This window comes from Agromyces neolithicus, from assembly GCF_039529735.1.
In the GTDB taxonomy this organism is placed as follows: Bacteria; Actinomycetota; Actinomycetes; order Actinomycetales; family Microbacteriaceae; genus Agromyces; species Agromyces neolithicus.
The window spans coordinates 56,257-82,307 of sequence record NZ_BAAANJ010000002.1; the positions used below are offsets into that span (position 1 = coordinate 56,257).

Annotated in this window: 23 protein-coding genes; 4 read left to right on the plus strand and 19 right to left on the minus strand. The window is 69.9% G+C overall.

The window, feature by feature from the left end:
* Positions 1–31 precede the first annotated feature (31 nt).
* From ABD164_RS03495 to hflX, 5 genes are all read right to left on the minus strand, one after another.
* Complete coding sequence (locus ABD164_RS03495; RefSeq protein ID WP_344293485.1) at positions 32–883, minus strand: alpha/beta fold hydrolase; 852 nt, start codon at positions 881–883, stop codon at positions 32–34.
* Entirely contained in the window at positions 880–2,001 is a 1,122-nt protein-coding gene (locus tag ABD164_RS03500) for a Kelch repeat-containing protein (protein WP_344293487.1), read from the minus strand. The genes ABD164_RS03495 and ABD164_RS03500 overlap by 4 nt, the downstream gene beginning before the upstream one ends.
* A gap of 124 nt (positions 2,002–2,125) precedes the next feature.
* Positions 2,126–4,471 carry a 5-methyltetrahydropteroyltriglutamate--homocysteine S-methyltransferase gene (gene metE / locus ABD164_RS03505; RefSeq protein WP_344293489.1) on the minus strand — a complete coding sequence of 782 codons (2,346 nt, stop codon included), beginning with the start codon at positions 4,469–4,471 and terminating at the stop codon, positions 2,126–2,128.
* Positions 4,468–5,460 (minus strand): methylenetetrahydrofolate reductase, encoded by a 993-nt coding sequence (locus ABD164_RS03510; protein WP_344293491.1) that lies wholly within the window; start codon positions 5,458–5,460, stop codon positions 4,468–4,470. The genes metE and ABD164_RS03510 overlap by 4 nt, the downstream gene beginning before the upstream one ends.
* Before the next feature lie 280 nt (positions 5,461–5,740).
* Complete coding sequence (gene hflX, locus ABD164_RS03515) at positions 5,741–7,264, minus strand: GTPase HflX (protein ID WP_344293493.1); 1,524 nt, start codon at positions 7,262–7,264, stop codon at positions 5,741–5,743.
* 43 nt (positions 7,265–7,307) lie between these two features.
* Between hflX and ABD164_RS03520 the strand changes: the two genes are divergently transcribed.
* Positions 7,308–7,907 (plus strand): class I SAM-dependent methyltransferase, encoded by a 600-nt coding sequence (locus ABD164_RS03520; RefSeq protein ID WP_344293495.1) that lies wholly within the window; start codon positions 7,308–7,310, stop codon positions 7,905–7,907.
* Between the two features lie 48 nt (positions 7,908–7,955).
* On the opposite strand, the gene dapF is transcribed toward ABD164_RS03520, so the two are convergent.
* From dapF to ABD164_RS03570, 10 genes are all read right to left on the minus strand, one after another.
* On the minus strand, positions 7,956–8,837 hold the full coding sequence (gene dapF / locus ABD164_RS03525) for a diaminopimelate epimerase (protein ID WP_344293497.1): 882 nt from the start codon (positions 8,835–8,837) through the stop codon (positions 7,956–7,958).
* A gap of 4 nt (positions 8,838–8,841) precedes the next feature.
* On the minus strand, positions 8,842–9,762 hold the full coding sequence (miaA, locus tag ABD164_RS03530; RefSeq protein WP_344293499.1) for a tRNA (adenosine(37)-N6)-dimethylallyltransferase MiaA: 921 nt from the start codon (positions 9,760–9,762) through the stop codon (positions 8,842–8,844).
* Between the two features lies 1 nt (position 9,763).
* A complete protein-coding gene (gene miaB / locus ABD164_RS03535) occupies positions 9,764–11,359 on the minus strand; it encodes a tRNA (N6-isopentenyl adenosine(37)-C2)-methylthiotransferase MiaB (protein ID WP_344293501.1) in 1,596 nt (531 codons plus the stop codon).
* A 12-nt stretch (positions 11,360–11,371) separates the two neighbouring features.
* Entirely contained in the window at positions 11,372–12,121 is a 750-nt protein-coding gene (locus tag ABD164_RS03540) for a regulatory protein RecX (RefSeq protein ID WP_344293503.1), read from the minus strand.
* A 34-nt stretch (positions 12,122–12,155) separates the two neighbouring features.
* Positions 12,156–13,220 carry a recombinase RecA gene (gene recA / locus ABD164_RS03545; RefSeq protein ID WP_344293506.1) on the minus strand — a complete coding sequence of 355 codons (1,065 nt, stop codon included), beginning with the start codon at positions 13,218–13,220 and terminating at the stop codon, positions 12,156–12,158.
* 287 nt (positions 13,221–13,507) lie between these two features.
* Entirely contained in the window at positions 13,508–13,750 is a 243-nt protein-coding gene (locus ABD164_RS03550; RefSeq protein WP_344293508.1) for a DUF3046 domain-containing protein, read from the minus strand.
* 79 nt (positions 13,751–13,829) lie between these two features.
* Positions 13,830–14,138 carry a helix-turn-helix domain-containing protein gene (locus ABD164_RS03555; protein WP_344293510.1) on the minus strand — a complete coding sequence of 103 codons (309 nt, stop codon included), beginning with the start codon at positions 14,136–14,138 and terminating at the stop codon, positions 13,830–13,832.
* A 154-nt stretch (positions 14,139–14,292) separates the two neighbouring features.
* Positions 14,293–15,852: a tripartite tricarboxylate transporter permease gene (locus ABD164_RS03560; RefSeq protein WP_344293512.1), complete on the minus strand. Its 1,560-nt coding sequence runs from the start codon at positions 15,850–15,852 to the stop codon at positions 14,293–14,295.
* Positions 15,845–16,411 (minus strand): tripartite tricarboxylate transporter TctB family protein, encoded by a 567-nt coding sequence (locus ABD164_RS03565; protein ID WP_344293514.1) that lies wholly within the window; start codon positions 16,409–16,411, stop codon positions 15,845–15,847. Before ABD164_RS03565 ends, ABD164_RS03560 begins: the two co-directional genes overlap by 8 nt.
* On the minus strand, positions 16,408–17,472 hold the full coding sequence (locus ABD164_RS03570) for a Bug family tripartite tricarboxylate transporter substrate binding protein (RefSeq protein WP_344293516.1): 1,065 nt from the start codon (positions 17,470–17,472) through the stop codon (positions 16,408–16,410). Before ABD164_RS03570 ends, ABD164_RS03565 begins: the two co-directional genes overlap by 4 nt.
* 186 nt (positions 17,473–17,658) lie before the next feature.
* Here ABD164_RS03570 and ABD164_RS03575 point away from each other — a divergent pair, with 186 nt between their 5' ends.
* From ABD164_RS03575 to ABD164_RS03585, 3 genes are read left to right on the plus strand one after another with little or no spacing between them, the layout of a single operon-like run.
* Positions 17,659–18,921, plus strand: coding sequence for a Spo0B domain-containing protein (locus tag ABD164_RS03575; protein WP_344293518.1), 1,263 nt, complete (start codon positions 17,659–17,661; stop codon positions 18,919–18,921).
* A complete protein-coding gene (locus ABD164_RS03580; RefSeq protein WP_344293520.1) occupies positions 18,918–19,295 on the plus strand; it encodes an ATP-binding protein in 378 nt (125 codons plus the stop codon). Before ABD164_RS03575 ends, ABD164_RS03580 begins: the two co-directional genes overlap by 4 nt.
* Complete coding sequence (locus ABD164_RS03585) at positions 19,292–19,984, plus strand: response regulator (protein WP_344293522.1); 693 nt, start codon at positions 19,292–19,294, stop codon at positions 19,982–19,984. The genes ABD164_RS03580 and ABD164_RS03585 overlap by 4 nt, the downstream gene beginning before the upstream one ends.
* 43 nt (positions 19,985–20,027) lie before the next feature.
* Here the strand turns inward: ABD164_RS03585 and ABD164_RS03590 are convergent, their stop codons facing one another.
* From ABD164_RS03590 to ABD164_RS03605, 4 genes are all read right to left on the minus strand, one after another.
* The gene (locus ABD164_RS03590; protein WP_344293524.1) at positions 20,028–20,603 is read right to left on the minus strand and encodes a CinA family protein; all 576 of its coding nucleotides are present in this window, start codon (positions 20,601–20,603) and stop codon (positions 20,028–20,030) included.
* Positions 20,604–20,616: 13 nt separating this feature from the next.
* On the minus strand, positions 20,617–21,219 hold the full coding sequence (gene pgsA / locus ABD164_RS03595) for a CDP-diacylglycerol--glycerol-3-phosphate 3-phosphatidyltransferase (RefSeq protein WP_344293526.1): 603 nt from the start codon (positions 21,217–21,219) through the stop codon (positions 20,617–20,619).
* A 55-nt stretch (positions 21,220–21,274) separates the two neighbouring features.
* Positions 21,275–24,214, minus strand: a complete 2,940-nt coding sequence (locus ABD164_RS03600) for an FtsK/SpoIIIE family DNA translocase (protein ID WP_344293528.1) — start codon at positions 24,212–24,214, stop codon at positions 21,275–21,277.
* 115 nt (positions 24,215–24,329) lie between these two features.
* Entirely contained in the window at positions 24,330–26,006 is a 1,677-nt protein-coding gene (locus ABD164_RS03605) for a ribonuclease J (protein WP_344293530.1), read from the minus strand.
* Positions 26,007–26,051: the final 45 nt, after the last annotated feature.

Consider the following 26,051-nt stretch of genomic DNA (forward strand, 5'->3'; position numbering starts at 1 on the left):
CAGTGGGCTCAGGCCGGTCGGCTCGGTCGGCTCAGGCGGTCACCCGTGCCGGCACGAGGGCACGTGCCACACCCACGGTCGCGGGTGCGACTCCGCGAAGCCACTCCGTGACCGCGCGCATGAACCCCGCGTGATCGTCGCGGAACACGGTGTGACCGGTGCCGGGCACCGTCGTCACCGTCATGCCCTGGCGTCGCATCTGCGCAGCCACCCGATCGGTGATGAGCAGGCTCCTCTCGGCGAGCAGCACAAGGCTCGGCGCGACGAGCCTCGCCGGCGGAACGAGCGGTCGAGTGTCGCTGAAGCCCAGGATCGTACGCTTGTCCCAGTCGCGCAGCGTCGCGAGCTCGATGTCGACGTCGACCGCGCTCCACTTCGGGTTCATGCGCACGAGCGCCGATCGCTTCGGCCGCGGCGCCATCGCGAAGAACGCCTTGTACGCCAAGCCCTTCACGCCCTTCGGGAACGCGAAGGCCGGATCGATGTAGATCGCAGCGCGCGGCGCGAGTCGATCGGCGACCAGGCTCGCGACGAGCCCGCCGAGTGAGTGCCCCATGACCACGTCGGGTGCACCGTCGAGCAGCGGTGCGACCGTTTCGACGACGTCGTCGGCCCATGCTGCCGGTGAGTAGCGCAGTGCGCGGGGGCTACGGCCGTGTCCGCTGAGGTCGACCGCGAGCACACGGAACCCCCCGTGGCCTCGAGTTCGGCGGTCACGCGGTGCCAAGCCCGAGAATCCGACATGATGCCGTGGATGAGGATGGCGGTCCTGGAGCCACTGCCGGATTCGTGAAGTGCGAGGCGCATGACGCGAACCTAGCCTCCCCTGCTGGGCATCGCCCCCGACCGAACTGGATGGACGCTGCGAGCCAGCCGATCTCATCGGCGATCCGGGATCGCCACTTCGCGCATGAGGCCCGTCAGAGCGATCCGGTCGTCGTAGCCTCCGAGCAGGAGCACCGACTGGTCCTCGAGCAGGCTGACCGTCGCGAACGAGGCCGTCGTATCGAGTTCCGCGACCACCCTCGAGGTGCCCGCCGCGACGTCGATGAGCTCGACAGTGTCGCCGCCGGCGCCGACGACCACCCGACCATCGGCGAGCGCGAGCGCGCCGCCCGAGAGCTTGTACCGCGGCTGCGTGAGGTCGGGGCCGGACGAGAAGCCGCCTGCGGCGGGGTCGAAGACCTCGGTCGAGGCATGGAGCCCGCGATCGTCGGCTGTGCCCCCGCCGACGAGCACCCGGCCGTCTGAGAGCGTCACCTGGAAGTGCTTGAACCGGGGAACCGCGAGCGATCCCACCGCAACCCATTCGTCGCGATCAGGTTCGTACACGGCGGCCGCGTCGGTGCCGGTACCGCGATCGACACGGCCACCCGTGACGAGTACGCGACCGTCGGCGAGCGAGGTCGCCTCGAGGGCGTCCGCCGCCCACGGCAAGGGGCGCGCCGCCGCGACCGCACCGGTCTCGGGGTCGAAGACCTCCGCACTCGCGGTGAAGCCACCTGGCTCGGCGTCGCCCCCGACGACGAGCACGCGGCCGTCGGGCAGGACGGCCGCCGCGTGGCCGCCGCGCGGCACGACCGTCTCTGCCGGAGCCGTCGTCGCCCCGACGGGATCGAGGACATCGATCGAGCCGGTGACCCCCTCGCCCTCGCCGAGGAATCCGCCGACGACGACCACCCGTCCGTCGGGCACCAGGTTCGCCGTGTGGTTCGTGCGTGGCAGGCTCAGAGGTGCGACCGGCACCACGGTTCGCCCGTCGGCGCCGATGATCATCGCATCGGCGCTCGCCGTGCCGCAGCCGTCGACGACACATCCGCCCGCGACCAGGATCCGACCGTCGGCGAGCGAGGTCGCCGTGTGGGCGGCGCGGTTCCCGGCCCGCATCGCGTCTGCTCCGTCGACGGTGGCACCAGGCACCGGCGCATGCTGCTCGCCCGCCGTGCACCCGGTCAGCGACAGCGCGACGACCACCAGCGCCGCCATCCCGAACGTGCGCATGACGAATGTTACGTCCGCGTGCCACCGCCTGACAATGCAGCCAAGGTGTTCGTTCCGTGCCTGAACCCGATCCGATCGGAGGCCGCGGGTACGCGACATCCGACCGGATCGTCCGAATCCCCGGCTACTCGGCGAGCACGGACTCCCTGAGCTCGGCGCGCACCGCGCGCGCGGCCTCGAGGATGTGCTCGAGCGATGCGACGGTCTCGTCGTAACCACGGGTCTTGAGCCCGCAGTCGGGATTCACCCAGAGTCGCGATGCCGGGATCTCGGCGACCGCGCGCTCGAGCAACGCCTGCACCTCGACAGCACTCGGCACGCGCGGCGAATGGATGTCGTACACGCCCGGGCCGATCCCGTGGGCGAAGCCACTCGCGGCGATGTCGTCGACGACCTCCATGCGGCTACGCGCCGCCTCGATCGAGGTCACGTCGGCGTCGAGGTTCTTGATGGCGTCGATGACGACGCCGAACTCCGAATAGCAGAGATGTGTGTGCACCTGCGTTGCCGACGCGGCGCCGCCCGTGGCGAGCCTGAATGCGCCGACCGACCAGTCGAGGTAGGCGGGCTGCTCGGCGAGCTTCAGCGGCAGCAGCTCGCGAAGGGCAGGCTCATCGACCTGGATGACCCGGATGCCGGCGCGCTCGAGGTCGGCGATCTCGTCGCGCAGGGCGAGGGCCACCTGGCGGGCCGTGTCGCCGAGCGGCTGGTCGTCACGCACGAACGACCAGGCGAGGATCGTCACCGGGCCCGTGAGCATGCCCTTGACGGGCTTCTCGGTCAGAGACTGCGCGTACGACGACCACTCGACCGTCATGGGCGCCGGCCGCGACACGTCGCCCCACAGGATCGACGGGCGGGTGCAGCGCGAGCCGTACGACTGCACCCAGCCGTGCTCAGTGACCGAGAACCCATCGAGCAACTCGGCGAAGTACTGCACCATGTCATTGCGCTCGGGCTCGCCGTGCACGAGCACGTCGAGGCCGATCTCCTCCTGCAGCCGCACGACCCGTTCGATCTCGGCGCGCATGAGCTGCCGGTAGCCGTCGGCATCGAGTTCGCCCTTCACAAGACGCGCCCGAGCCCGCCGGATGTCGCCGGTCTGCGGGAACGAGCCGATCGTCGTGGTCGGCAGTTCGGGCAGATCGAGGCTCTGCTGCGCGGCGACCCGCTCGTCGTATACGGCGCGCGCGAAGTCACGATCGGCGAGCGCCGTCACGCGGTCGCGCACCGCGGGAACGCGCACGCCGGGCGCACTGGTGCGGTCGGCCAGGGCGGCGGATGCCTCGTCGAGAGCGGTCTCGATCGTCTCGCGGCCCTCACCGAGTCCACGGGCGAGCGTCGCCACCTGAGCGACCTTCTGGTCGGCGAACGCGAGCCACGAACCGAGGCGCGCGTCGAGGGAGGTCTCGGCGTCGACATCGTGCGGCACGTGCAGCAGCGACGTCGAGGTCGACACCGCGACGGCGCCCGACAAGTGCTGCACGGCCTCCACGCGCGCGAACGCGGCCGCGAGGTCGCCCCGCCAGACGTTGTGACCGTCGATGACGCCCGCGACGAGGGTCTTCGCCGCGAGCGACTCCTCGGTCACCGGGTCGAGTTGCGCCGCAAGCGTGCCGCGCACGAGGTCGAGTCCGATCGCCTCGACGGGGGTCGCCGCGAGCACCGGCAGGGCGTCATCGAGCGCACCGTACGGTGCGGCGACGAAGATCGACGGCCGAGCGTCGGCCGCGCCGAGCGCGTCGTAGGCGGTGGCCGCCGATTCGAGCACTCGATCGCGAGGTTCGTCGATGCTCTCGCTCACGAGCGCGGGCTCGTCGAGCTGCACCCACTCGGCGCCCGCCGCGGCCAACCGGTCGAGCAGCTGCCCGTAGACGGGCACGAGGTCGCCGAGGCGGTCGAGCGGGCCGAAGCCGGCGGGAGCGTCGTCGGCCGGCTTCGCCAGGAGGAGGAAGGTCACCGGCCCGACGACGACGGGCCTCGTGAGGAATCCCTGCGCCTTCGCCTCGGCGAACTCGGCGAGGATGCGATCGGCGTGCAGCGTGAACACGGTGTCGGGTCCGATCTCGGGCACGAGGTAGTGGTAGTTCGAGTCGAACCACTTCGTCATCTCGAGCGGCGCGCTGTCGCCGACGCCGCGGGCGATCGTGAAGTACCCGGCGAGATCGACGCCGCCCCCGGCATCGCGCAGGCCGGCGAACCGCGGCGGAACGGCGCCGACCGTGATCGCGGCGTCGAGCACCTGGTCGTAGAACGAGAATGACTCGGGGATCGCCGAGGTCGCGCGATCGAGGCCCAGGTCGGCGAGGCGCTCGCGGGTCGCGGCGCGCAGGGCGGCGGCGCGCGCCTCGAGCTCGTCGGCGTCGATCGTGCCGGCCCAGAACGCCTCGACGGCGCGCTTGAGCTCACGTCGTCGGCCGATGCGGGGGTACCCGAGGATGGTTCCGGTGGGGAAGGCGTGTGCGGTCATCGTGGTGTGGTGTTCCTTTCATTGACGAGCTGCGCAGTGGTGTGCAGGTCGAGGCGGCCGAGCACGTCGAGCACGGCCTCATGGCGGTTAAAGGTGTACAAGTGAAGGCCCGGGGCGCCGCCATCGAGCACCGCCTGCGCCAGTCGGGCGGCGTAGGAGATGCCGAGTTCGGCGCAGGCCTCGGCGTCGGGTTCGATCTCGAGGTCGATCGCGAGCTCGGGCGGCGGCTCGACACCCGTGAGCTCGGTGAGCCTCGCGAGCCTCGCCGGCGTGGTCACCGGCATGATCCCGGGCAGGATCGGAATGGTGACGCCACCGGCGCGGGCGCGATCGACGAATCCGAGGTAGTCGTCGGCCCGCCAGAACAGTTGCGTGATCGCCAGGTTGGCACCGGCGACCTCTTTCGCGAGCAGCGCATCGACATCTTGATTCACGCCCCGAGAGCGCGGATGCCCCGTGGGAAACGCCGCGACCGCAACACGCTCGGGCCTGGTCCGCTCGCCGATGCGCGATACCCCGGGGATCCCGGGGATACCCTCCTGTGCGAACGGCTCGCGCTCCTCTTGAACCCGGTGGATGAGCTGCACGAGTTCAGCCGAACTGCCGAGATCCCCGATGCCGGCGTCTGGGTCGGCACCCACGGGCGGGTCGCCGCGCAGTGCCAGGAAGCTCGTGATGCCCGCGTCGAGGAACTCACGTACGAGGCGGTTCGCCTCGGCGTGCGACGAGCCGACACAGGTGAGGTGCGCCATCGGCTCGACCTCGGTGTTCTCGAGCATGTACCGCAGCACCGTGAGCGAGCGGTCTCGAGACGAGCCGCCCGCACCGAACGTCACCGAGATGAAGGCAGGATTCGCCTCGGCCAGCCGGTCGATCGTGCGACCGAGGGCGAGTGCTGCGGCGTCGGTGCGCGGCGGGAAGAGCTCGAACGAGATCGGAGGGCGCGGGCGACAGTGCGCGTCCGATCCGCCTGAACCGGTTGCAGCCATGAGTCGTCTCCTGCGGGACGAGCCGGTCGGCGGAGGCACGGCAGGCCGCGTCCCCCTGCCGGAACGGCGGGTGGGTGTCGCGGGCGGGTGCCGGGCTCGGCGGTCGCTCCAGGTGGGCGGCATCCGGCCGCACACCGACGATCAGGAGCGACGATACGCCTGCGGCTCGGCCGTCGGAAAAGTTATGACGCACGGTGACGCTCGCCGGACGCGACGCGCGGGGGCGCGGCGCGACATTCCGTCGTTCACTGCCGGCGTGCGGCGCACACCGCCGATGCCCTCAGGCCTCGACGGCCGCCGCGAAGCGCGCCAATTGGGCTGCCAGCTCGGGCGACGCGAGCGCGCGAATGCGCGTGCCGTCTTCGACGTAGTCGATCGAGAGCACCCTGCCCGTCTCGTGCAGGGTCGACACGACCTCGCCGCGATCATAGGGAACGAGCAGGTCGACCTCGACCGCCGGGTCGGGCAGCATGCGCGAGATACCGGCGAGCACGTCGGCGATGCCCTCGCCGGTGCGGGCTGACGCGAAGAGCGCGTTCGGCTCGAGCCCGCGCAGCACGAGGCGATCTTCGGGCGTCACGAGGTCGGCTTTGTTGAAGACGATCAGCTCGGGGATGTCGCGGGCGCCGACCTCGCCGATGACATCGCGGACGGTGGCGATCTGCCCGGCGGGATCGGGGTGTGCCGCGTCGACGACGTGCACGATGAGATCGGAGTCGCCGACCTCTTCGAGCGTCGACCGGAACGCCTCGACGAGTTGGTGCGGCAGGTTGCGCACGAAACCGACCGTGTCAGCGATCGTGTAGACGCGCCCGTCGGCCGTGGTGTTGCGTCGGACCGTTGCGTCGAGGGTCGCGAACAGGGCGTTCTCGACGAGCACGCCGGCACCCGTGATGCGGTTGAGCAGGCTCGACTTGCCCGCGTTCGTGTAGCCCGCGATCGCGACCGACGGCACCGCATTGCGCTTGCGATTGGCGCGCTTGGCCTCACGGGCGGGCTTCATGCCGGTGATCTGCCGTCGCAGCTTCGCCATGCGCGAGTGGATGCGGCGGCGGTCGAGCTCGATCTTCGTCTCACCGGGTCCGCGTGAGCCCATGCCGGCGCCTGCGCCGCCGACTTGGCCACCGGCTTGACGCGACATCGACTCGCCCCAGCCGCGCAGACGGGGCAGCAGGTACTCGAGCTGCGCGAGTTCGACTTGCGCCTTGCCCTCACGGCTCTTCGCGTGCTGGCTGAAGATATCGAGGATCACCGCGGTGCGGTCGATGACTTTGACCTTGACCGCGTCTTCGAGCGCACGGCGCTGGCTCGGGGCGAGCTCGGTGTCGGCGACGACCGTGTCGGCGCCGAGCGACGCCACGATATGACGCAGCTCTTCGACCTTTCCGCGGCCGAGGTACGTGCTGGGGTCGGGATGCGGCCGGCGTTGCAGCACGCCGTCGAGCACACGCGCCCCGGCGGTCTCTGAGAGTGCCGAGAGTTCGCGCATGGAGTTCTCGGCCTCGTCGAGTGAGCCCTGCGAGTAGACGCCGATGAGCACGACGTTCTCGAGCCGCAGCTGCCGGTACTCGACCTCGGTGACGTCTTCGAGCTCGGTCGAGAGCCCCGCGACCCGGCGAAGGGCCGCCCGCTCTTCACGGTCGAACTGCTCGCCGTCGGTCTCGCCCGCCACGTCGTGCGAGCCGTGACTCATGAGGGCATCAGCCGCACCCGAACCGAATCGGGTGACACCGGCCTTGGTCTCTGCGCCGCGCAGCACCCGCTCGACGGCGTCGTCTGCGGCGGACTGTTCGGCATCGTTCATCGTGTCAACACTACTTCGGTTCGCGTGCGATAGGTTCCCCTACATGGCTTCGGACCACTACTTCACCGCCCAGCCCGCCGGTGAGGCCGCGTTCCGCACGATCACCGTCGCACTCGCCGGGCGCAAGCTCACCGTGACGACCGCCGGTGGTGTGTTCAGCCCCGAACACCTCGACACCGGCACCCGGGTGTTGCTCGAGGTCGTGCCCGCACCACCCGCAAGCGGCGACCTGCTCGACCTCGGCTGCGGCTGGGGGCCGATCGCGATCAGCCTCGCGCTGCAGTCGCCGGATGCCACGGTCTGGGCCGTCGACGTCAACGAACGCGCCCTCGACCTCGTGCGGCGCAACATCGCCCGGCTCGGGCTCACCAATGTGAGGGCCGTGCTGCCCGACGAAGTGCCCGACGAGGTGCGATTCGCGACCATCTGGTCGAACCCGCCGATCCGCGTCGGCAAGGCCGAGCTGCACGCACTGCTCGAGAAATGGCTCCCCCGGCTCGGCGACGATGCGACCGCGTGGCTCGTCGTCGCGAAGCAGCTCGGCGCCGACTCGCTGCAACGCTGGATCACCGACGAACTCGACCTCGAGGTCGAGCGCGCCGAGACCTCGAAGGGGTTCCGCGTGCTCGAAGCGCGACGCTGACCGTCGCCCTGACTCCGGCACTGATGCCACACGGCATCAGTGTCGGAGTCAGGCGAGCGTCAGCACCCCGTCGAAGACCAGTTCGGCCGGACCCGAGAGCGCGACGTGCTCGCCGTCGTCTGCCGGGAACATGCGCACCCCGAGCACACCGCCCGGCACCTGTACGCGCCAGTCGTTGGGTGCGCCTGCGCCCGCCCAATGCCTCACGGCGAGGGCGGAGGCGACCGCTCCCGTGCCGCACGAGAGCGTCTCTCCCGACCCGCGCTCGTGCACGCGCATGCGGATGCGGCCGACGCCGTCTTCGACGAGCGGCTCGGCCGGAACCACGAACTCGATGTTGGCGCCGTGCACAGGCTCGGGATCGACGATCGGCTGGTAACCCAGGTCGAGGCTCTCGAGTTCGTCGTCGTCGGCCAGGGCGACGACGATATGCGGATTGCCGACATCGATGCCGAGGCCCGGCCGGGCGACGGGAAGCTGCTTGGCCCGCACGAGCGGTTCGCCGCCATCGAGCCGCCAGAGGCCGAGATCGGCCTGGAACCCGTTCGCGGTGCGGCTCACGGTGCGCACCCCGGCGCGCGTGCCGATGGCGATCTCGTCGCCGGCGTGCAGGTCGGCGAGGCCCTGGTCGAGCAGGTACTTCGTGTAGACGCGGATGCCGTTGCCGCACATCTCGGAGACCGAGCCGTCGGCGTTGGAGTAGTCCATGAACCATGCGGCATGCGGGTTCTCGGCGAGCGCTGCGGCGCCCGCGTCGAGATTCACCGACCGCACGGCGCGAATGACGCCGTCGGCGCCCACGCCGAACTGACGGTCGCAGATGGCGGCGATCTGCGCGGGAGTCAACTCGGATTCACCCTCGGGATCGCTGAAGAGCACGAAATCATTGCCGGTGCCCTGGCCCTTGGTGAATCGCAGATCGAACGACATCACCTCAGTCTAGGGTCGCCTGACGGTTGAGCTCCGCGGCGCGAGCCGACGGGTCGTCGGCGTCGATCGTGGCCGCGTCACGGTAGCGCTTGAACCAGCCCACCTGGCGACGTGCATAGGTTCGGGTGAGCTGCTGGGTCTCGGCGATCGCGTCGGCACGGGGCATGCGGCCGTGCAGTTCTGCGAGCGCCTGCGCGTAGCCGATCGCCTTGCGGGCGGTCACCCCGCGCTCGATGCCCTGAGGCAGCAGGGCGCGCACCTCGTCGACGAGGCCACGCTGCCACATGTCGAGCACGCGGGCGTCGAGCCGCTCGACGAGGAGCGAGCGCTCGCTGCGCAGGTGCACGATGCGGTGGTCGCGCCACGCCACGGGTTCATCGGGAAGTCGTGCGGCCTTGGGTTCACCGGTCAGTTCGATGACCTCGAGGGCGCGAACGATGCGGCGCCCGTTCTGCGGGTCGACGCTCGCCGCGGTCTCGGCGTCGATGGCACGGAGTCGTGCATGCAGCAGGCCCGGGCCGCGCTCGGCGAGCTCGGCCTCGAGCCTCGCCCGAAGCTGCGCGTCGGTGCCCGGAAACCGGAAATCGTGGATCACCGACGACACGTACAACCCCGACCCGCCGACGAGCAGCGCGACGGCACCCCTCGTCGAGATCTCGTCGATCGCCTCACGCGCAGCCTGCTGATAGGCCGCCACCGAGGCTTCCTCGGTGACCTCGAGCACGTCGAGCAGGTGATGCGGCACACCGCGGCGCTCGTCGGGCGTGAGCTTCGCCGTGCCGATGTTCATGCCTCGGTAGAGCTGCATGGCATCGGCGTTGACGACTTCGGCGGGTCGCCCCGCGCGTCGGAGTGCCGCCGCGAGGTCGAGCGCGAAGTCGGACTTGCCGGTGCCCGTCGCCCCGACGATCGCGATGAGCGACACGTCAGCGCTGCGCGTCGGTGGGGTCGTAGATGGGCATGGTGCCGACCCCGGGCGCGACGAGCGGCTCGGCGCTGCGGGCGCGAACCGTGGGCAATCCGAGCGAAACCGGGCCGGCGGCCGAGGACCCGCCCGCGGCCGGCACCGCACAGCTCTCTGCCTCAGCACGATCCCACGCGTCGCCCGCGCGAGTGCGACGGATGACCAGGGGCACGTCGTCGACCGCGTCGGCCAGGAGGTGGAACGGGGCCGCGTGCGTGATCGTCACCGAGACCACGTCGCCCGGCCGGGGCAGCTCAGACCCTGCGGGCACCTCGAAGTGCACGAGGCGGCTGTCTTCGGCGCGACCGCTGAGCCGGTGGGTCTCGGCGTCTTTCTTGCCCTCACCCGAAGAGACGAGCACCTCGACGGCCCTGCCGACGAGCTTCTCGTTCTCCTCCCACGAGATGCGCTCCTGCAGCGCGGTGAGCCGCTCGTAGCGCTCTTGCACGACGTCTTTCGGCACCTGGTCGTCCATGGTGGCGGCGGGCGTGCCCGGACGGATCGAGTACTGGAACGTGAACGCCGACGCGAACCTGGCGGCTTCGACGACGCGCAGCGTCTCTTGGAAGTCCGCTTCGGTCTCGCCGGGGAAGCCGACGATGATGTCGGTCGAGATCGCCGCGTTCGGGATCTTCGCGCGCACGCGGTCGAGAATGCCGAGGAATTTCTCGGACCGGTACGACCGGCGCATCGCCTTGAGCACGCGGTCGGAGCCCGACTGCAGCGGCATGTGCAACTGCGGCATGACATTGGGAGTCTCGGCCATCGCGTCGATGACGTCGTCGGTGAACGCCGCGGGGTGCGGGCTCGTGAACCGGATGCGCTCGAGGCCGTCGATCTGGCCGGCGGCCCGCAGTAACTTGCCGAAGGCCTGCCGATCGCCGAACTCGACGCCGTAGGAGTTCACGTTCTGCCCGAGCAGGGTGACCTCGACGGCGCCGTCGTCGACGAGCGTGCCGATCTCGGCGAGGATCTCGCCGGGCCGACGGTCTTTCTCTTTTCCGCGCAACGCGGGCACGATGCAGAACGTGCACGTGTTGTTGCAGCCGACCGAGATCGAGACCCACCCGCTGTAGGTCGAGTCGCGCTTGGTCGGCAGGGTCGACGGGAACACCTCGAGCGAGTCGAGAATCTCGAGCTGCGCCTCGTCGTTGTGCCGTGCGCGCTCGAGCAGGCTCGGCAGCGAGCCCATATTGTGCGTGCCGAACACGACGTCGACCCAGGGGGCCTTCTCGAGGATGACGTTCTTGTCTTTCTGCGCGAGACAGCCGCCGACCGCGATCTGCATGCCCGCGTGGCGGCGCTTGACGCTGGCGAGGTGCCCCAGGTTTCCGTAGAGCTTGTTGTCGGCGTTCTCGCGTACCGCGCACGTGTTGATGACGACGATGTCGGGCTCTGAGCCGTCGGCGGGAACGTACCCGGCCGCCTCGAGCGAACCGCTCAGCCGCTCGGAGTCGTGGACGTTCATCTGGCACCCGAAAGTGCGAACCTCGTACGTGCGCGGCGCGGGCGGTGACAGCGTCGCCCCGACCGATGCGACCTCGTGAATGGTGCTCATGATCGCACCAGTTTACGAGCCCGCCGCCGCGATCGCCGCCGTCACCGCCTCACGCACGACGTCACTGGGATAGCCCCGCCGCTGCAGGAACGCCGAGAGCCGGCGCTCGGCCGTCTGCCGGTCGAGGCCGGTGAGCTGCCGCGCCCGCCGCTCGGCCACTGCCAGCGCGTTCTCTCGCTCGGCCTCAGGGTCGAGGCGGTCGATCGCTGCTCGCGCGATGCCCGAGTCGATGCCGCGACGGCTCAACTCATTGAGGATCGCTGCGCTGCCCCTGCCCCGACGCACGCCGTGGCTGTGCACGAGCTGCTCGGCGAGCCGCGCGTCGTCGAGATAGCCGAATCGGTCGTAGCGCTCGATCCACTGCTCGATCTCATGCTCGTCGAGCCCGTGTTCGGCGAGCACCGAGCGCACCTCACTCACCGAGAGCGCCGATCGCCGCAGGCGCGACACGACCAGGCGGTCGATGCGCTCGTCACGCTCGAGGCCGGTCTCGTCGGGTTCGCCGGTCTCGTCAACGGTCGTCGCGCTCGCCGGCCGCCGCGATTCGGCTTCGTGCGGCGCCCGCGGGTGTGCCTCGACGGTCGGTCGAGCCGTCGGGGACGCCGCGGCCCGCGGCTGCCGCTCGACGGCGGCACCCACTCGCTTCTCGGCTGCGGGGGCTGCCTGACGCGAGGCGGCAGGTCGAGCCGTCGCCCCGGCACCGGGGCGAACCCACGGCAGGTACGTGACCGGGGCGAGACGTTCGGATGCAGCGTCGCTCATCGTGTGTTCCTCCCGGTCACGTGCCTCGAACTCGTCAGGCGCCCTTGCGCTTCGACGTGATCGACTCGACGTTCGACGGCACCGCCGCGGCGGCGACCGCCGGCTGGCCGATGCCGAGCTTCACGAGGATCTTCTGCTCGATGTCGGCCGCGATGTCGGGGTTCTGCAGCAGGAAGTTGCGGGCGTTCTCTTTGCCCTGCCCGAGCTGATCGCCGTCGTAGGTGTACCAGGCACCCGACTTCTTGACGATGCCCTGGTCGACGCCGTAGTCGATGAGGCTGCCCTCGCGCGAGATGCCGACCCCGTAGAGGATGTCGAACTCGGCCTGCTTGAAGGGCGGGGCCATCTTGTTCTTGACGATCTTCACCCGGGTGCGGTTGCCCACCGCGTCGGTACCGTCTTTCAGGGTCTCGATGCGACGGATGTCGAGTCGCACCGAGGCGTAGAACTTGAGTGCCTTGCCGCCCGCGGTGGTCTCGGGGCTGCCGAAGAACACACCGATCTTCTCGCGGAGCTGGTTGATGAAGATCATGGTGGTGTTGGTCTGGTTGAGACCACCGGTGAGCTTGCGCAGCGCCTGCGACATGAGGCGTGCCTGCAGGCCGACGTGCGAGTCACCCATCTCGCCCTCGATCTCGGCGCGAGGCACGAGGGCCGCGACCGAGTCGATGACGATGAGGTCGATCGAGCCCGAACGCACCAGCATGTCGGCGATCTCGAGCGCCTGCTCACCCGTGTCGGGCTGCGAGACGAGCAGCGCGTCGATGTCGACGCCGAGCTTCTTGGCGTACTCGGGGTCGAGCGCGTGCTCGGCGTCGATGAAGGCGGCGATGCCGCCGGCGCGCTGGGCGTTGGCGATGGCGTGCAGCGTGAGCGTGGTCTTGCCCGAGGACTCGGGACCGTAGATCTCGACGATGCGGCCGCGCGGAATGCCGCCGATGCCGAGGGCGACGTCGAGGGCGATCGAACCGGTGGGGATGACCTCGACGGGCGCGCGTTCTTCGCTGCCGAGTCGCATGACCGAGCCCTTGCCGAACTGACGGTCGATCTGCGCGAGGGCGGTTTCGAGTGCTTTCTCGCGGTCTGCTGGTGATGCCATGGTGTGGGGCTCCTTGGATGCTCGGTTGCTGCTGCCTCTAGGCTGTCGTTCCACGTTGCGGGCCGTGACCGATCGGCGCTGACCCGCGGCGTCTCGCGACAAGGCGGTTGCGGTGTGTTCCGACGCATCGACCGTATGGCCGACCACCGACATCAGCTGCCGTCACCGGCGGAGATGTGGACGGATGCGCTGGAACTCCTGCTGTTGAGGAGACTACTCCAACGACCGAACAGATGTTCGAAGACGCGCCGCGTGTCGAACCGGCCTTCGGCATGGAGCAAGCCGGATCAGCGGATGCCGCGTCCGTGCTCCCCCGGCACCGGCCGACCGGCTCCGTGACGGCGCTCCTCTGGGACATCCGTCGCATCGCAGAGGGCCAGCCACACCTCGCGCGGCCGCACGCCGGCGGCGAGGGCCTCGCGAGCCGTGCGCCCACCGAGCGTCGCGAGCACGAGGTCGTTCACGATGACACCGCCGTAGCCCCCGCCGAACTCGGTGTCGACGGCGATCTGGAATTCGCTGAGCTTCATCGGGTTCTCCCGGACATGACTTCGGCCGGTCCGAGGACCGGCCGAAGCGTTCGAATGTACGTGGTGATGGACGCGGTGGTCAGCGAACCATCATGTCGGCGTCGAACTCGGCGACGAGCTCGTCGGGAAGGCTGTCGGGCACCACGCTGAGGCCCTCGATGACCGCGATGCGGTCGCCGACCTCGTGCATGATCACCGAGATGGGCGTGTCGAGCGCATCGGCGACCGACGCGAGGATCTCGCTCGAGGCCTCTTTCTGACCCCGCTCGACCTCGCTCAGGTACCCGAGCGCGACGCTCGCCTTGGACGCCACCTGCCGGAGCGTGCGCCCCTTCTGCAGTCGGAAGTCCCTCAGCACATCGCCGATCTCCTGTCGAACCAGAACCATCGGGGAACCTCCTCTACTGTGCCTGCGGCCTCGCCGAGACCGGAAACGGGAGCGCCAGTCTACCTGACCCTCGTGGCTTCCAATCTAGCGTGGCACACTGGAGCTTTCGTGTGAACTCCACACATGTAACAGGCTGTTCACGAAGACTATTCCGCTATCTGTCCACCTCCTCCCAAGCCGGCAGCGATGCGGTGATCGGATCCGGCGCAGTCGCCTCGAGACGGGCCTTTCGCCGCTTCAGCCAGACGCCGAGCACGACGATCACCGCGAGCGTCGAGTAGGCGATGATCGCGAACGGGCTGTGCACGAGGTACGAGAGATCTCCCTGGCTGATCGCCATCGCCTTGCGAAGCTGCTCCTCAGCCATCGGGCCGAGAATGCCGCCGACCACCATCGGAGCCACCGGGTAGCCGTACCGGCGCATCAGGAACCCGACAAGACCGATGACCAGCAGCACCAGCGTGTCGAACACGTTGAAGTGCAGGGCGTACGCACCGAGCCCCGCGAACGCCAGGATGCCCGCGTACAGGTACGGGCGCGGAATGCGGAGCACTTTCACCCACATGCCCACGAGCGGCAGGTTGAGCACGAGCAGCATGACGTTTCCGATGTAGAGGCTCGCGATGAGCGCCCACACGAGCCCCGACTGGTTCTCGAACAGCATCGGGCCGGGCCTGATGCCGTACGACTGGAAGGCCGAGATGATGATCGCGGCGGTTGCCGTGGTCGGCAGGCCGAGCGTGAGCAGCGGAACGAGCACGCCCGCCGCAGCGGCGTTGTTGGCGGCCTCAGGACCGGCGACCCCCTCGATCGCGCCGCGGCCGAACTCTGCTCGCGCGTTGCCTCGCGCGAGCTTTCGCTCGGTGGCGTATGAGAGGAAGGTCGCGACATCGGCACCGCCGGCCGGGATCGTGCCGATCGGGAACCCGATCGCGGTGCCGCGCAGCCACGGCCGCCAGGAGCGGCGCCAGTCGCGACGGGTCATCCAGTTGCGCCACCCGCGGGTGACCGGGATCACCCGCACCGACCCGTGCCGCAGCCGCGACGCGACATAGAGCGTCTCGCCGAGGGCGAAGAGGCCGACGGCGATGAGCACGACGTCGATGCCGTCGGCGAGGCTTGCGATGCCGAACGTGTAGCGCTGCTGACCCGAGAGCACCTCGGTGCCGACGAGGCCGAGCAGCAGTCCGAGACCGAGCGAGACGAGCCCGCGCGGGACGCTCGAGCCGAGCAGCGCTCCCACGGTGAGGAACGCGACCACGATGAGGGCGAAGTAGTCGGCAGGACCGAGTTGCACGGCGAGCTTCGCGATCCCCGGTGCGAGGAACGTGAGCGCCAACGTCGCGGCCGTGCCCGCGACGAACGAGCCGATCGCCGCGGTCGCGAGCGCTGCGGCGCCCCGGCCTGCCTTCGCCATCCGGTTGCCCTCGAGGGCCGTCACGATCGACGACGACTCCCCCGGCGTGTTGAGCAGGATCGACGTCGTCGAGCCGCCGTACATGCCGCCGTAGTAGATGCCGGCGAACACGATGAGCGCCCCGGTCGGGTCGAGCGAGTACGTGAGCGGCAGCAGCAGCGCGACGGTCATCGCGGGGCCGATGCCCGGCAGCACGCCGACGGCGGTGCCGATGAACACGCCGAAGAGCGCGTAGAGCAGGTACTGGGGGGCAAGCGCAGTGGCGAACCCCTCGAGGAGTGCGTTGAGACTATCCATTGAAGATCGGGATCCACTCGAGGAGCGGGCCGGCGGGCAGTGACAGCCCGAGCCACACGCCGAAGACGAGTTGCGTCGCGAGGCCGAGGCCGAGGCCGATGAGCAGCGCCACCCACCAGCGCTTCGCGCCGAGCGACCACGCGGCGCCGCCGAACAGCACCATCACGGCGACGGGCCACCCTGCCCATTCGATGAGCACGAGCTGGGTGAGGAAGCACCCGATGAGCTTCGCGACGGTGAGCCAGTCGGTGGGGGCATCCGGGTCGATGTCCTCGCCGTCGTCGGGGACACCGCGATGCCCGCGCGCGACCTGCACGATGACGGCGACGGATGCCGCGACGAGCAGTACCCCGACGGCATACGGGAACACGCGGGGCCCGAGCACGCTGGCCGAGCCGGGAGGCACCCGGATGAAGCCGGCGCCGACGATCGCATACACGCCGAGCGCCGCGCACACCGCGGCGAACGCGAACTCCCCGATCGCCGGACGAGCGGCGCGGGCCGATGGGGCTCCCCCCGGCGCGGATGCGCCGAGGGGAGCCTGGGTGGCGTCGGTCACTGGGAGACCAGGCCTATCGTCTGCAGCGTCGTCGTCACCTCGGCGATGTTGCCGTCGAGGAAGGACTGGAAGTCGTCGCCGACGAGGAACGCATCGGCCCAGCCCTTGTCTTCGAGCGTCGTGCCCCAACCGGTGGTGGCGTGCAGGTCGGAGACGAGCGTGCGCAGCGCCTCGGCGTCGGCCTCGGAGATGCCGCCGGGAGCCAGGATGCCGCGCCAGTTCGTGAGCTCGACGTCGTAGCCCTCCTCGATCAGGGTCGGCGTGTCGGGCAGCAGAGCGACGGGCTCGGGCGACGAGACGGCCAGGGCCCGCAGCTCGCCGGCCTCGATCTGCTCGACGAACTCGCCCACGCCCGAGATGCCAGCCTGCACGGTGTTGCCGAGCAGCATCGTGACCGCTTCGCCACCGCCCGAGTTCGGGATGTAGTTGAGCGTCGACGGGATGTCGGCCGGGTCGACGCCGGCCTCGGTGAGCAGCATGCCCGCGAGGATGTGGTCGGCGCCGCCGGCCGACCCGCCCGTGACCGAGATCGCGGCGCCCTGCTCGACGATCGCGTCGACGAGGTCCTCGGCGGTCTTGTGGGGCGACGAGGCGGGGACGACGAGCACGAGCGCTTCCTCGGTGAGCTTCGCGATCGGGGTCATGTCCTCGATGCGCACCGCCGAGGCGTTCGTCTCGACCGCGCCTGCCATCACAAGGCCGGTGACCATGAGGGTCGCCGGATTCTTCTCGTTGGCCAGCGCGGCGAGGCCGACGGTGCCGCCCGCGCCGCCGATGTTCTCGACCGGGGCGGAGCCGACGAGCTGCTCATCGGTCAGCACCTGCGACATGGCCCGGGCGGTCTGGTCCCAGCCGCCGCCGGGATCGGCGGGCGCGATCAGGTTCACGGTCTCGAGCGAGACCGCCTCGTCGGCCCCGGAGCCGCCGGCTCCTGCCGCCGGCGCGCTGCAGGCGGCGAGCCCGAGCGCTGAGACGATGCCGAGACCCGCGATCGCGATTCGCGCCGCCCCTCGTGAGCGGTGGATGGTGGCCGACGTGCGCGGCCTGCTGTGAGATCGCAATTCTCCTCCTTGAGTGCCCGGGTTCGTCCGCGGGCGACGATCGATGTGGACACGACGCTAGGTCGGGGCATCCGCGGGGGGAATGCTGCGGTCGTAAGGGTCGTACTGTTCATTTCGGACGATTCGGTCGTATTGGTCACGGCTGCGGGTGCCGTCGACGGGCCATGGATGCCGCACACTGGACTGGTGAGCCGGTCGATGACGCTTGGCATGCAGCTGTTGCTGCTGCAGGTCGCCATCGTGCTCACGACCGTCGTCGGCACCGGCGTCACCGCGACGTGGCTGCAGGAGCAGCAACTGCGGGACGCCTACCAGGACCGCATGATCGCGGTCGCGCAATCGGTCGCCGGGCTGCCGGTGATCATCGATGCCTTCGACGATGCCGACCCTTCGGCGACGATCCAGGCCGTGGCCGAGGTCGTGCGGGAATCCTCTGACGTGACCTACGTCGTCGTCGCGAACGACGCGGGCATCCGCTACTCGCACCCGAACCCCGACCGAATCGGCGAAAAGGTGTCCACCGACCCCGCCATCCCGCTCTCCGGCCAGATCTACGTCGGAACCCAAACCGGCACGCTGGGCGAGTCCTGGCGGGTCAAGGTTCCGATCTTCGACGCCGCCGGCGGGGTCATGGGGCAGGTCTCGGTCGGAATCCTCGAATCCGAACTCCGGGCGGACTTCCTCGACGGACTCGCGGTGCTGTTGATCGCGCTCGTGGCCGCGGCCGTGATCGGCGTGGTCGGCTCGGCATGGATCGGCCGGGTCATCCGCCGCCGCATCTACGGGCTCGAGCCCGACGAGATCCGTGCCATGCTCGAGACCCGCGAGGCGATGCTCCACGGTATCCGCGAGGGGCTCGTCGCCGTCGACGACGACGGACGGATCCTGCTCATGAACGACGCCGCAGCCCGCCTGCTCGACGTGCCCGACGCCGAAGCCGTCCTCGGCGAGCGCGTCGACGAAGTGCTCGACGCGGAACTCGCCCGGTTCATCGCCTCCGGCGAAGAGCGCGAGACCCCCGTGCTCTCGGGTGAGCGCATCCTGCTCGTGCACGGCGACCGGGTGCGCGTCGACAGCCGTGACATCGGCGCGATCGCGATCCTGCGCGATCGCACCGAACTCGAGGCCATGCTGCGTGAGCTGCAGGGCGCGCAGGGGCTCGCCGAGGGACTGCGGGCGCAGTCGCACGAGTTCTCGAACAAGCTGCACGTCGTCAGCGGGTTGCTCGAACTCGGTCACGTCGACGCCGCCATCGCGTTCATCGAGCGCGTCGGCAGCGGCGGTGCGCTCTCGGCGGTCGACGAACACGACGGCATCTCCGACGTCGAGATCGCCGCGCTCGTGCTCGCGAAGCGCTCCCGCGCGCAGAACTCGGCATCGAGCTCGAGGTCGACGCCGAGTCGCACCTCGACGCCGCATCCGGTCAGGGGGCTCGCACCGACCTCGTGACCGTCGTCGCGAACCTGCTCGACAACGCGATCGAGGCTTGCGCCCTGGGCGGTCGCATCCAGCTCTCAGTGCGCGACGACCTCGAGCCGCAGGCCGTGATCGTGCGCGTCGACGATGACGGCCCCGGCGTTCCCGAGGAGCTTCGCGATGTCATCTTCGATCCCGACGTCAGCGGCAAGGCACCGTCCCCGGGCAAGGCGCGCCGTGGCATCGGGCTCACGATCGTCAAGCGCGTCTCGGCGCGTCTCGGCGGCGACGCGACCGTCGGCACGGCCCCCGGCGGCGGCGCCCGCTTCACGGTGCGCCTGCCCTGGGTCGTCGCCGCGACGCCAGTCTCCCCGGTGAGTACACCACGAGCGGGAGCGACCGTGTGAGCGCCGACATCCGCGTCGTCATCGTCGACGACGACTTCGCCGTCGCCCACGTCAACCGAGCGTTCGTCGACGCCCGGCCCGGGTACGCCGTCGTGGCGGAGGCGCACACCGGAAGCGACGCCCTTGCGGCGATCGCCGCCCATCGGCCCGGCCTCGTGCTGCTCGACGTCTACCTGCCCGATCTCGGCGGGTTGGACGTGCTGCGACAGCTGCGGGCCGCAGGAGACGACGTCGAGGTGATCGCCGTCACAGCGGCCCGAGACCTCGATACGGTGCGGCAGGCGCGCCTGCTCGGCGTGCGCCACTACCTCGTCAAGCCGTTCTCGGGCGCGAGCCTCGGAGAACGACTCGACGAGGTGCGCCGCGGCATCGTCGCCGACCGCGCCGCGCCACGCGCGACGCTCGACCAGCGCGCGATCGACCAGGTGATCGGCATGGCGCCGCTGCGCAGGGCGAGCCTGCCGAAGGGACTCTCGGCGGTCAGCCTGCAACGCGTCTCGGCGCGGCTCTCGGAGTGCGCGACCGACGCCTCGGCGGCCGAGATCGCGCAATCGCTCGGGATGTCCCGGGTCAGCGCGAGGCGCTACCTCGAACACCTCGTCGCGACCGGCGCCGCTGAAGTCGCACCGCGTTACGGGTCGGCCGGCCGGCCCGAGCACCGCTATCGACGCCCGGCAGCCACGGGGTGAGCCGCGCTCGCGACGTGCTTGTGAGTGCAGGCCCACCCGCGGGTCACGACGGTGACGGCGACGGCGACGGCGACGGCGACGGCGACGGCGAAGGTTCGATCCGTGCAAGGAGGGCCGTGAGCGCCGCGTCGACGGTGGCGGTCCGGATCGCCGCACGTTCGCCGTGGAGTTCGAGCGGGATCGCGATGGTGCCCGACACCGAGGCGAGCCCGAGGTAGACCGTTCCCGGTGCACGCCCGTCCTGCCAGTCGGGGCCGGCGACACCGGTCGTCGCCACGCCGAGGTCTGCGGGCCGCCCGTCGACGGCGAGGGCCGTGCGAGCGCCGGCGGCCATCTGCCGGGCGACGTCGGGATGCACCGCCCCCTCGCGCTCGAGCAGCCCGGCATCGACGCCGAGGAGTGAACGCTTCACCGCCGTGTCGTACGCGACGATGCCGCCGTTCACGACGGCCGAAGCTCCCGGGATGCGGATGAGCTCAGCGACGAGCAGCCCCCCGGTGAGCGATTCGGCGACGCCGATGCGAAGCCCGCGCTGTGCGAGGGCAGCGACGAGCCGCGCGGCCGGGTCTGCCGCTGCGCTCGCTGCCTCACCGTCACGAGCATCGCCGGGTCGGGGCATCCGCTCGCCCATCTCAGGCGCCGACGTCGCCTGAACGGGCCAGGCGCACCGCGTCGCGCACGTACAACAGGCCCGACCACAGGGTGAGTACCACCGCCGCGGTCATGAGGATCGCGTTCAGCCAGTGGATCCAGTCGCCGAAGACCGTCCACAACGGCACGAGGGCGAACGAGATCGCGACCGACTGCACCAGGGTCTTGAGCTTGCCGCCCGACGACGCGGGAACGACATTGCCGCGACCGAGTTCGACGAGCCGCCACACGGTGATGCCGACCTCGCGCACCACGATGATCGCGGTGACCCACCAGGGCAGTTCGCCGAGGATCGAAAGGCACACCAGCGCGCCGCTGGTGAGCAGCTTGTCGGCGATCGGATCGAGGATCTTGCCGAGGTCGGTGACGAGCCCGCGCGAGCGAGCGATGTGGCCGTCGACCCAATCGGTGGAGATCCCGATGATGAACACCGCCGCCGCGGCCCAGCGCAGCCATCCGTCGTCGCCGTTGTCGGCGAGCAGCATCCAGAAGAAGACCGGCGCGAGCACGATGCGCACGACCGTGATGGCGTTGGGGAGGTTCCAGTTCGCCGATCGCGCGGGGCTGCCGGCGGGATTGGTCATACGGCCAACTGTACCCGGCGACGGATGCCGCGGCACGGCGTCGCGCGAGCCACGATCAGTCGCGCCCGGTGAGCCCCCACGCGTCTTCGTCGGGCTCGGCGTCGACCTCGGGCAGGCCCTGCGTGCGTCGAGCTACGGGGTCGTCGTCGTAGCGGTCGTCGGGCTCGCCCCAGGCGGCGGGAGCGGACGGGCCGGCAGCTGAGGCGCCGGCGGTGGACGGGCCGGCAGCTGAGGCGCCGGCGGTGGACGCGCCGGCGGGAGCCGCCGGTGCAGCGGGCCCCGACGTCTCGCCGCGCAGTCGTGCGAGCACCTCGGGCAGCTGCTCGGCCGTGGCCAGCACATCGCGCGCCTTCGAGCCCTCGCTCGGCCCGACGATCTCACGCGACTCGAGCAGGTCCATGAGGCGGCCGGCCTTGGCGAACCCGACCCGCAGCTTGCGCTGCAGCATCGACGTCGACCCGAACTGCGTCGACACCACGAGCTCGGCCGCGGCGAGCAGCAACTCGAGGTCGTCGCCGATGTCGGCGTCGATCTCTTTGCGCTCGACGGCGGCCGCGACGTCTTGCCGGTACTCGGGCCTGGCCTGCCGCGTGACGTGCTTCACGACACGCTCGATCTCGGCCTCGGTGACCCAGGCGCCCTGCACGCGGATCGGCTTCGAGGCGCCCATGGGCAGGAACAGCGCGTCGCCCTGACCGATGAGCTTGTCGGCGCCCGGCTGGTCGAGGATGACGCGCGAGTCGGTGACGCTCGTCACTGCGAACGCGAGGCGAGACGGCACGTTGGCCTTGATGAGGCCCGTGACGACGTCGACCGACGGCCGCTGCGTGGCGAGCACGAGATGGATGCCCGAGGCACGGGCGAGCTGCGTGATGCGCACGATCGAGTCCTCGACGTCGCGCGGTGCCACCATCATGAGGTCGGCCAGTTCGTCGACCACGACGAGCAGGTAGGGGTACGGCTTGAGCTTGCGCTCGGAACCGGCCGGCAGCACGATCTCGTTGCCCACGACGGCTTTGTTGAAGTCGTCGATGTGACGGAAGCCGAACGACGCCAGGTCGTCGTAGCGCATGTCCATCTCTTTCACGACCCACTGCAGCGCCTCGGCCGCCTTCTTGGGGTTCGTGATGATCGGCGTGATGAGGTGCGGCACGCCGGCGTAGGGCGCGAGCTCGACGCGCTTCGGGTCGATGAGCACCATGCGCACATCGGTCGGCTTGGCCCGCATGAGCAGCGACGTGATCATCGAGTTGACGAAGCTCGACTTGCCCGAGCCTGTTGACCCGGCGACGAGCAGGTGGGGCATCTTGGCGAGGTTCGCCACGACGTGGCCGCCGCCGACGTCTTTGCCGACGCCGATCGTCATCGGGTGGGAGGCGTTGACCGCCGCCCCCGAGCGCAGCACGTCGCCGAGGGTGACGGTCTCGCGATCGGCGTTGGGGATCTCGATGCCGATGGCGCTCTTGCCCGGGATCGGCGAGAGGATGCGCACCTCGTTCGACGCGACCGCATACGCGAGGTTCTTCGAGAGCGCCGTGACCCGCTCGACCTTGACACCTGGCCCGAGTTCGATCTCGTACTGCGTGACCGTGGGCCCGCGCGAGAACCCCGTGACCTTCGCGTCGACGCCGAACTGGTCGAGCACTCCCGTGATCTGGCGCACGACGTCGTCGTTCGCCTGTGACCGCGACTTCGCAGGCGCGCCGGCCGCGAGCGTCGACGCCGCCGGAAGCGAGTAGGGGCGTTCGGGTTCGGCCGGCTCGTCGCCGCCGATGCCGCTGAGCGCGCCGTCACCCGTGGTCGGCGGGGGCGACGCGCCGTCGTCGAGACCGTCGAACATCGGCAGCGCGGTGGTCGGGCCGCCCTCGTCGCCGCGCAGGCCCGTGCCGCCGCGCGGCACGTCGCCGGTGAAATGCGCGAGCGCCGACTCGGCGTGCTCGAGGTCGCCGAGCACCTCGGTGCCATAGGTGGCAGGACCACCGACGCCTTCGAGCGGGGTGTCGAAGCTGCCGGCCGCCGAGCCCGGGCCGAACACCTCGGTGATGCCGTCGACACCAGGGGCCTCGAATGCCGGATCTTCTTCGCGGTTGGAATCGTTGCGTCGCCACCACGGCAGCAGACCGGTGTGCTCTGGCTCGTCTGCGAGATCGTCGATGCCGTCGAGCTCAGCCTGCCGGGACTTCTCGGCCCTCTCGGCCGCCCTGCGCTCGCGACGCGAGGGCTTGGCCTCGGCAGTGGCGGGGGCTTCGGGCTCGTCGGGAGCCCCGAACAGCCACGCGTACAGCTCGCGGAACCGGGCCGGAATGCGGTTGGGCGGCGTCTTCGTCATGATGAGCAGCGAGAGCACCACGAGCAGGGCGACGACGATCGTCGCACCGACCGGCGTGATGAGCAGAATGAGGGGCTGCGCGAGCATCCACCCGAGAATGCCACCGGCCCGGGCGAGCACCGCCATGCCCTCGCTCGGCTCGGGCTGGCCGCCGAAGATGTGGCAGAGCGCCGAGACCGAGAGCAGCAGCACCCCGAGCCCGATGCCGATGCGGGTGTTGTCGTGCACCGAGCTCGGGTGCCGGAACAGCCAGATGGCGAACAGCAGCATGACCACCGGAAGCGCGAATGCCACACGTCCGAACAGGCCGCCGAAGGTCCACGAGTCGAGGGCCTGCGCGATGGGCTCGTTGATGAAGAACCACTCGATCACCGCACCGGCGATCGCGAGGACGACGATGAAGAACGGCAACCCGTCGCGACGTTCTTCCTTCTGCAGCGTCTCAGGGCCGAGGGCGCGAGCCGCACCGCCGGCCACGTGGGCGAGCCCCATCCACGCGCGAACGAACAGGTTCGGTCGGGCCGGCGCGGCCGCCGCGGCCCTCTTCGACGCGGCCGACGTCTTGGCGGTGGTCGCAGGCAGCTTCTTCGTGGGCGCGGTGCGCGAGCCCGAGCCGCGCGCCGGGGTGCCCGAGGCGCGCCCGTTCGACCTGGTGCTCGTAGCCATGCCCCCCACGTTACGGCTGACCGCCCACGCAGCCCCGCAGCAACGGGCGAGTGTCTGCGATCGGCAGAGCGGGATTCCCGCCGTCTCCGCCCCGCGAATCGCGCGCTGCGACGGCCTACGCCTCGATGACGAGCGGCACGAGCATCGGGCGCCGGCGCAGGCGCCGGCTCACCCACGTGCCGAGCGTTCGACGCACGATCTGCTGCAGGCCGTGCGAGTCGCGAACGCCGTTCTGCGCGGCATCGGCGAGCGCCGCGATGATCTTCGGCTTCACGTCTTCGAACACCGCGTCGTCTTCGGCGAATCCGCGAGCGTGGATCTCGGGGCCGGTGATCACCCGGCCGGTCGTCGCATCGACGACCACGATGACCGAGATGAAGCCCTCCTCGGCGAGGATGCGGCGATCCTTCAGGTCGGCGTCGTTGATCTCACCGACCGTCGAGCCGTCGACGTAGACGAAACCGAGGTCGAGCTGGCCCACCACGCGCATCTCGCCATCGCGCAGGTCGTAGACCGACCCGTTCTCACCGATGAAGGTGTTCTTCTCGGGGATTCCGGTGTCTTGTGCGAGCTTGGCGTTCGCGAAGAGGTGGCGGTACTCGCCGTGGATCGGCAGCACGTTCTTCGGCTTCAAGATGTTGTAGCAGTACAGCAGCTCGCCGGCAGCCGCGTGGCCCGAGACATGCACCTTCGCGTTCGCCTTGTGCACGACGTTCGCACCGAGCTTCGTGAGTCCGTCGATCACCCGGTAGACCGCGTTCTCGTTGCCCGGGATCAGGCTCGACGCGAGGATGACCGTGTCGCCCTCGCCGATCTCGATCTGGTGGTCGCGGTTGGCCATGCGCGAGAGCACCGCCATGGGTTCGCCCTGCGAGCCCGTCGACATGTACACGATCTCGTGGTCGGGGATGTCGCCGGCCTTCTTGTAGTCGATCAGCACCCCCTCGGGCACCTTCAGGTAGCCGAGGTCGGCGGCGATCGTCATGTTGCGCACCATGCTGCGGCCGAGCAGCGCGACACGGCGGTGGTTCTCCCACGCCGCATCGAGCACCTGCTGCACGCGGTGCACGTGGCTCGAGAAGCTCGCGACGATGACGCGGCGGGGCGCGCGGTTGATGACCTCGTCGAGCACGGGACCGATCGAGCGTTCGAGCGGGGTGAAGCCCGGGACATCCGCATTCGTGGAGTCGACCATGAAGACGTCGACGCCCTCTTCGCCGAGCCGCGCGAACTCGCGCAGATCGGTGAGCCGGCCGTCGAGCGGCAACTGGTCCATCTTGAAGTCGCCGGTGGCGAGCACCGTGCCGGCGTCGGTCTTGATCGCCACGGCGAGGGCGTCGGGGATCGAGTGGTTCACGGCGATGAACTCGAGCCGGAACGGGCCGATCTGCTCGCGCTGGCCCTCTTTCACCGTGAGGCTGTAGGGCTGGATGCGGTGCTCCTTGAGCTTCGCCTCGACGAGCGCGAGCGTGAGCTGCGAGCCGATCAGCGGGATGTCGCCGCGCAGCTTCAGCAGGTAGGGCACCGAACCGATGTGGTCTTCGTGCCCGTGCGTCAGCACCACGCCGACGATGTCGTCGAGCCGGTCGCGCAGAAAGCCGAAGTCGGGCAGGATCAGGTCGACGCCCGGCTGATGCTCTTCGGGGAACAGCACACCGCAGTCGACGATGAGGATCTTGCCGTCGATCTCGTAGCTCGTCATGTTGCGGCCCACCTCGCCCAGACCCCCGATGGGGATGATGCGCAGCGTTCCGGCTTCGAGCGGGGCAGGGTCGATGACGATGTCGGGCATGGGGCCCTCCTTCTGTTGCGGTGTTCAGTTCGGTGCGACGATCAG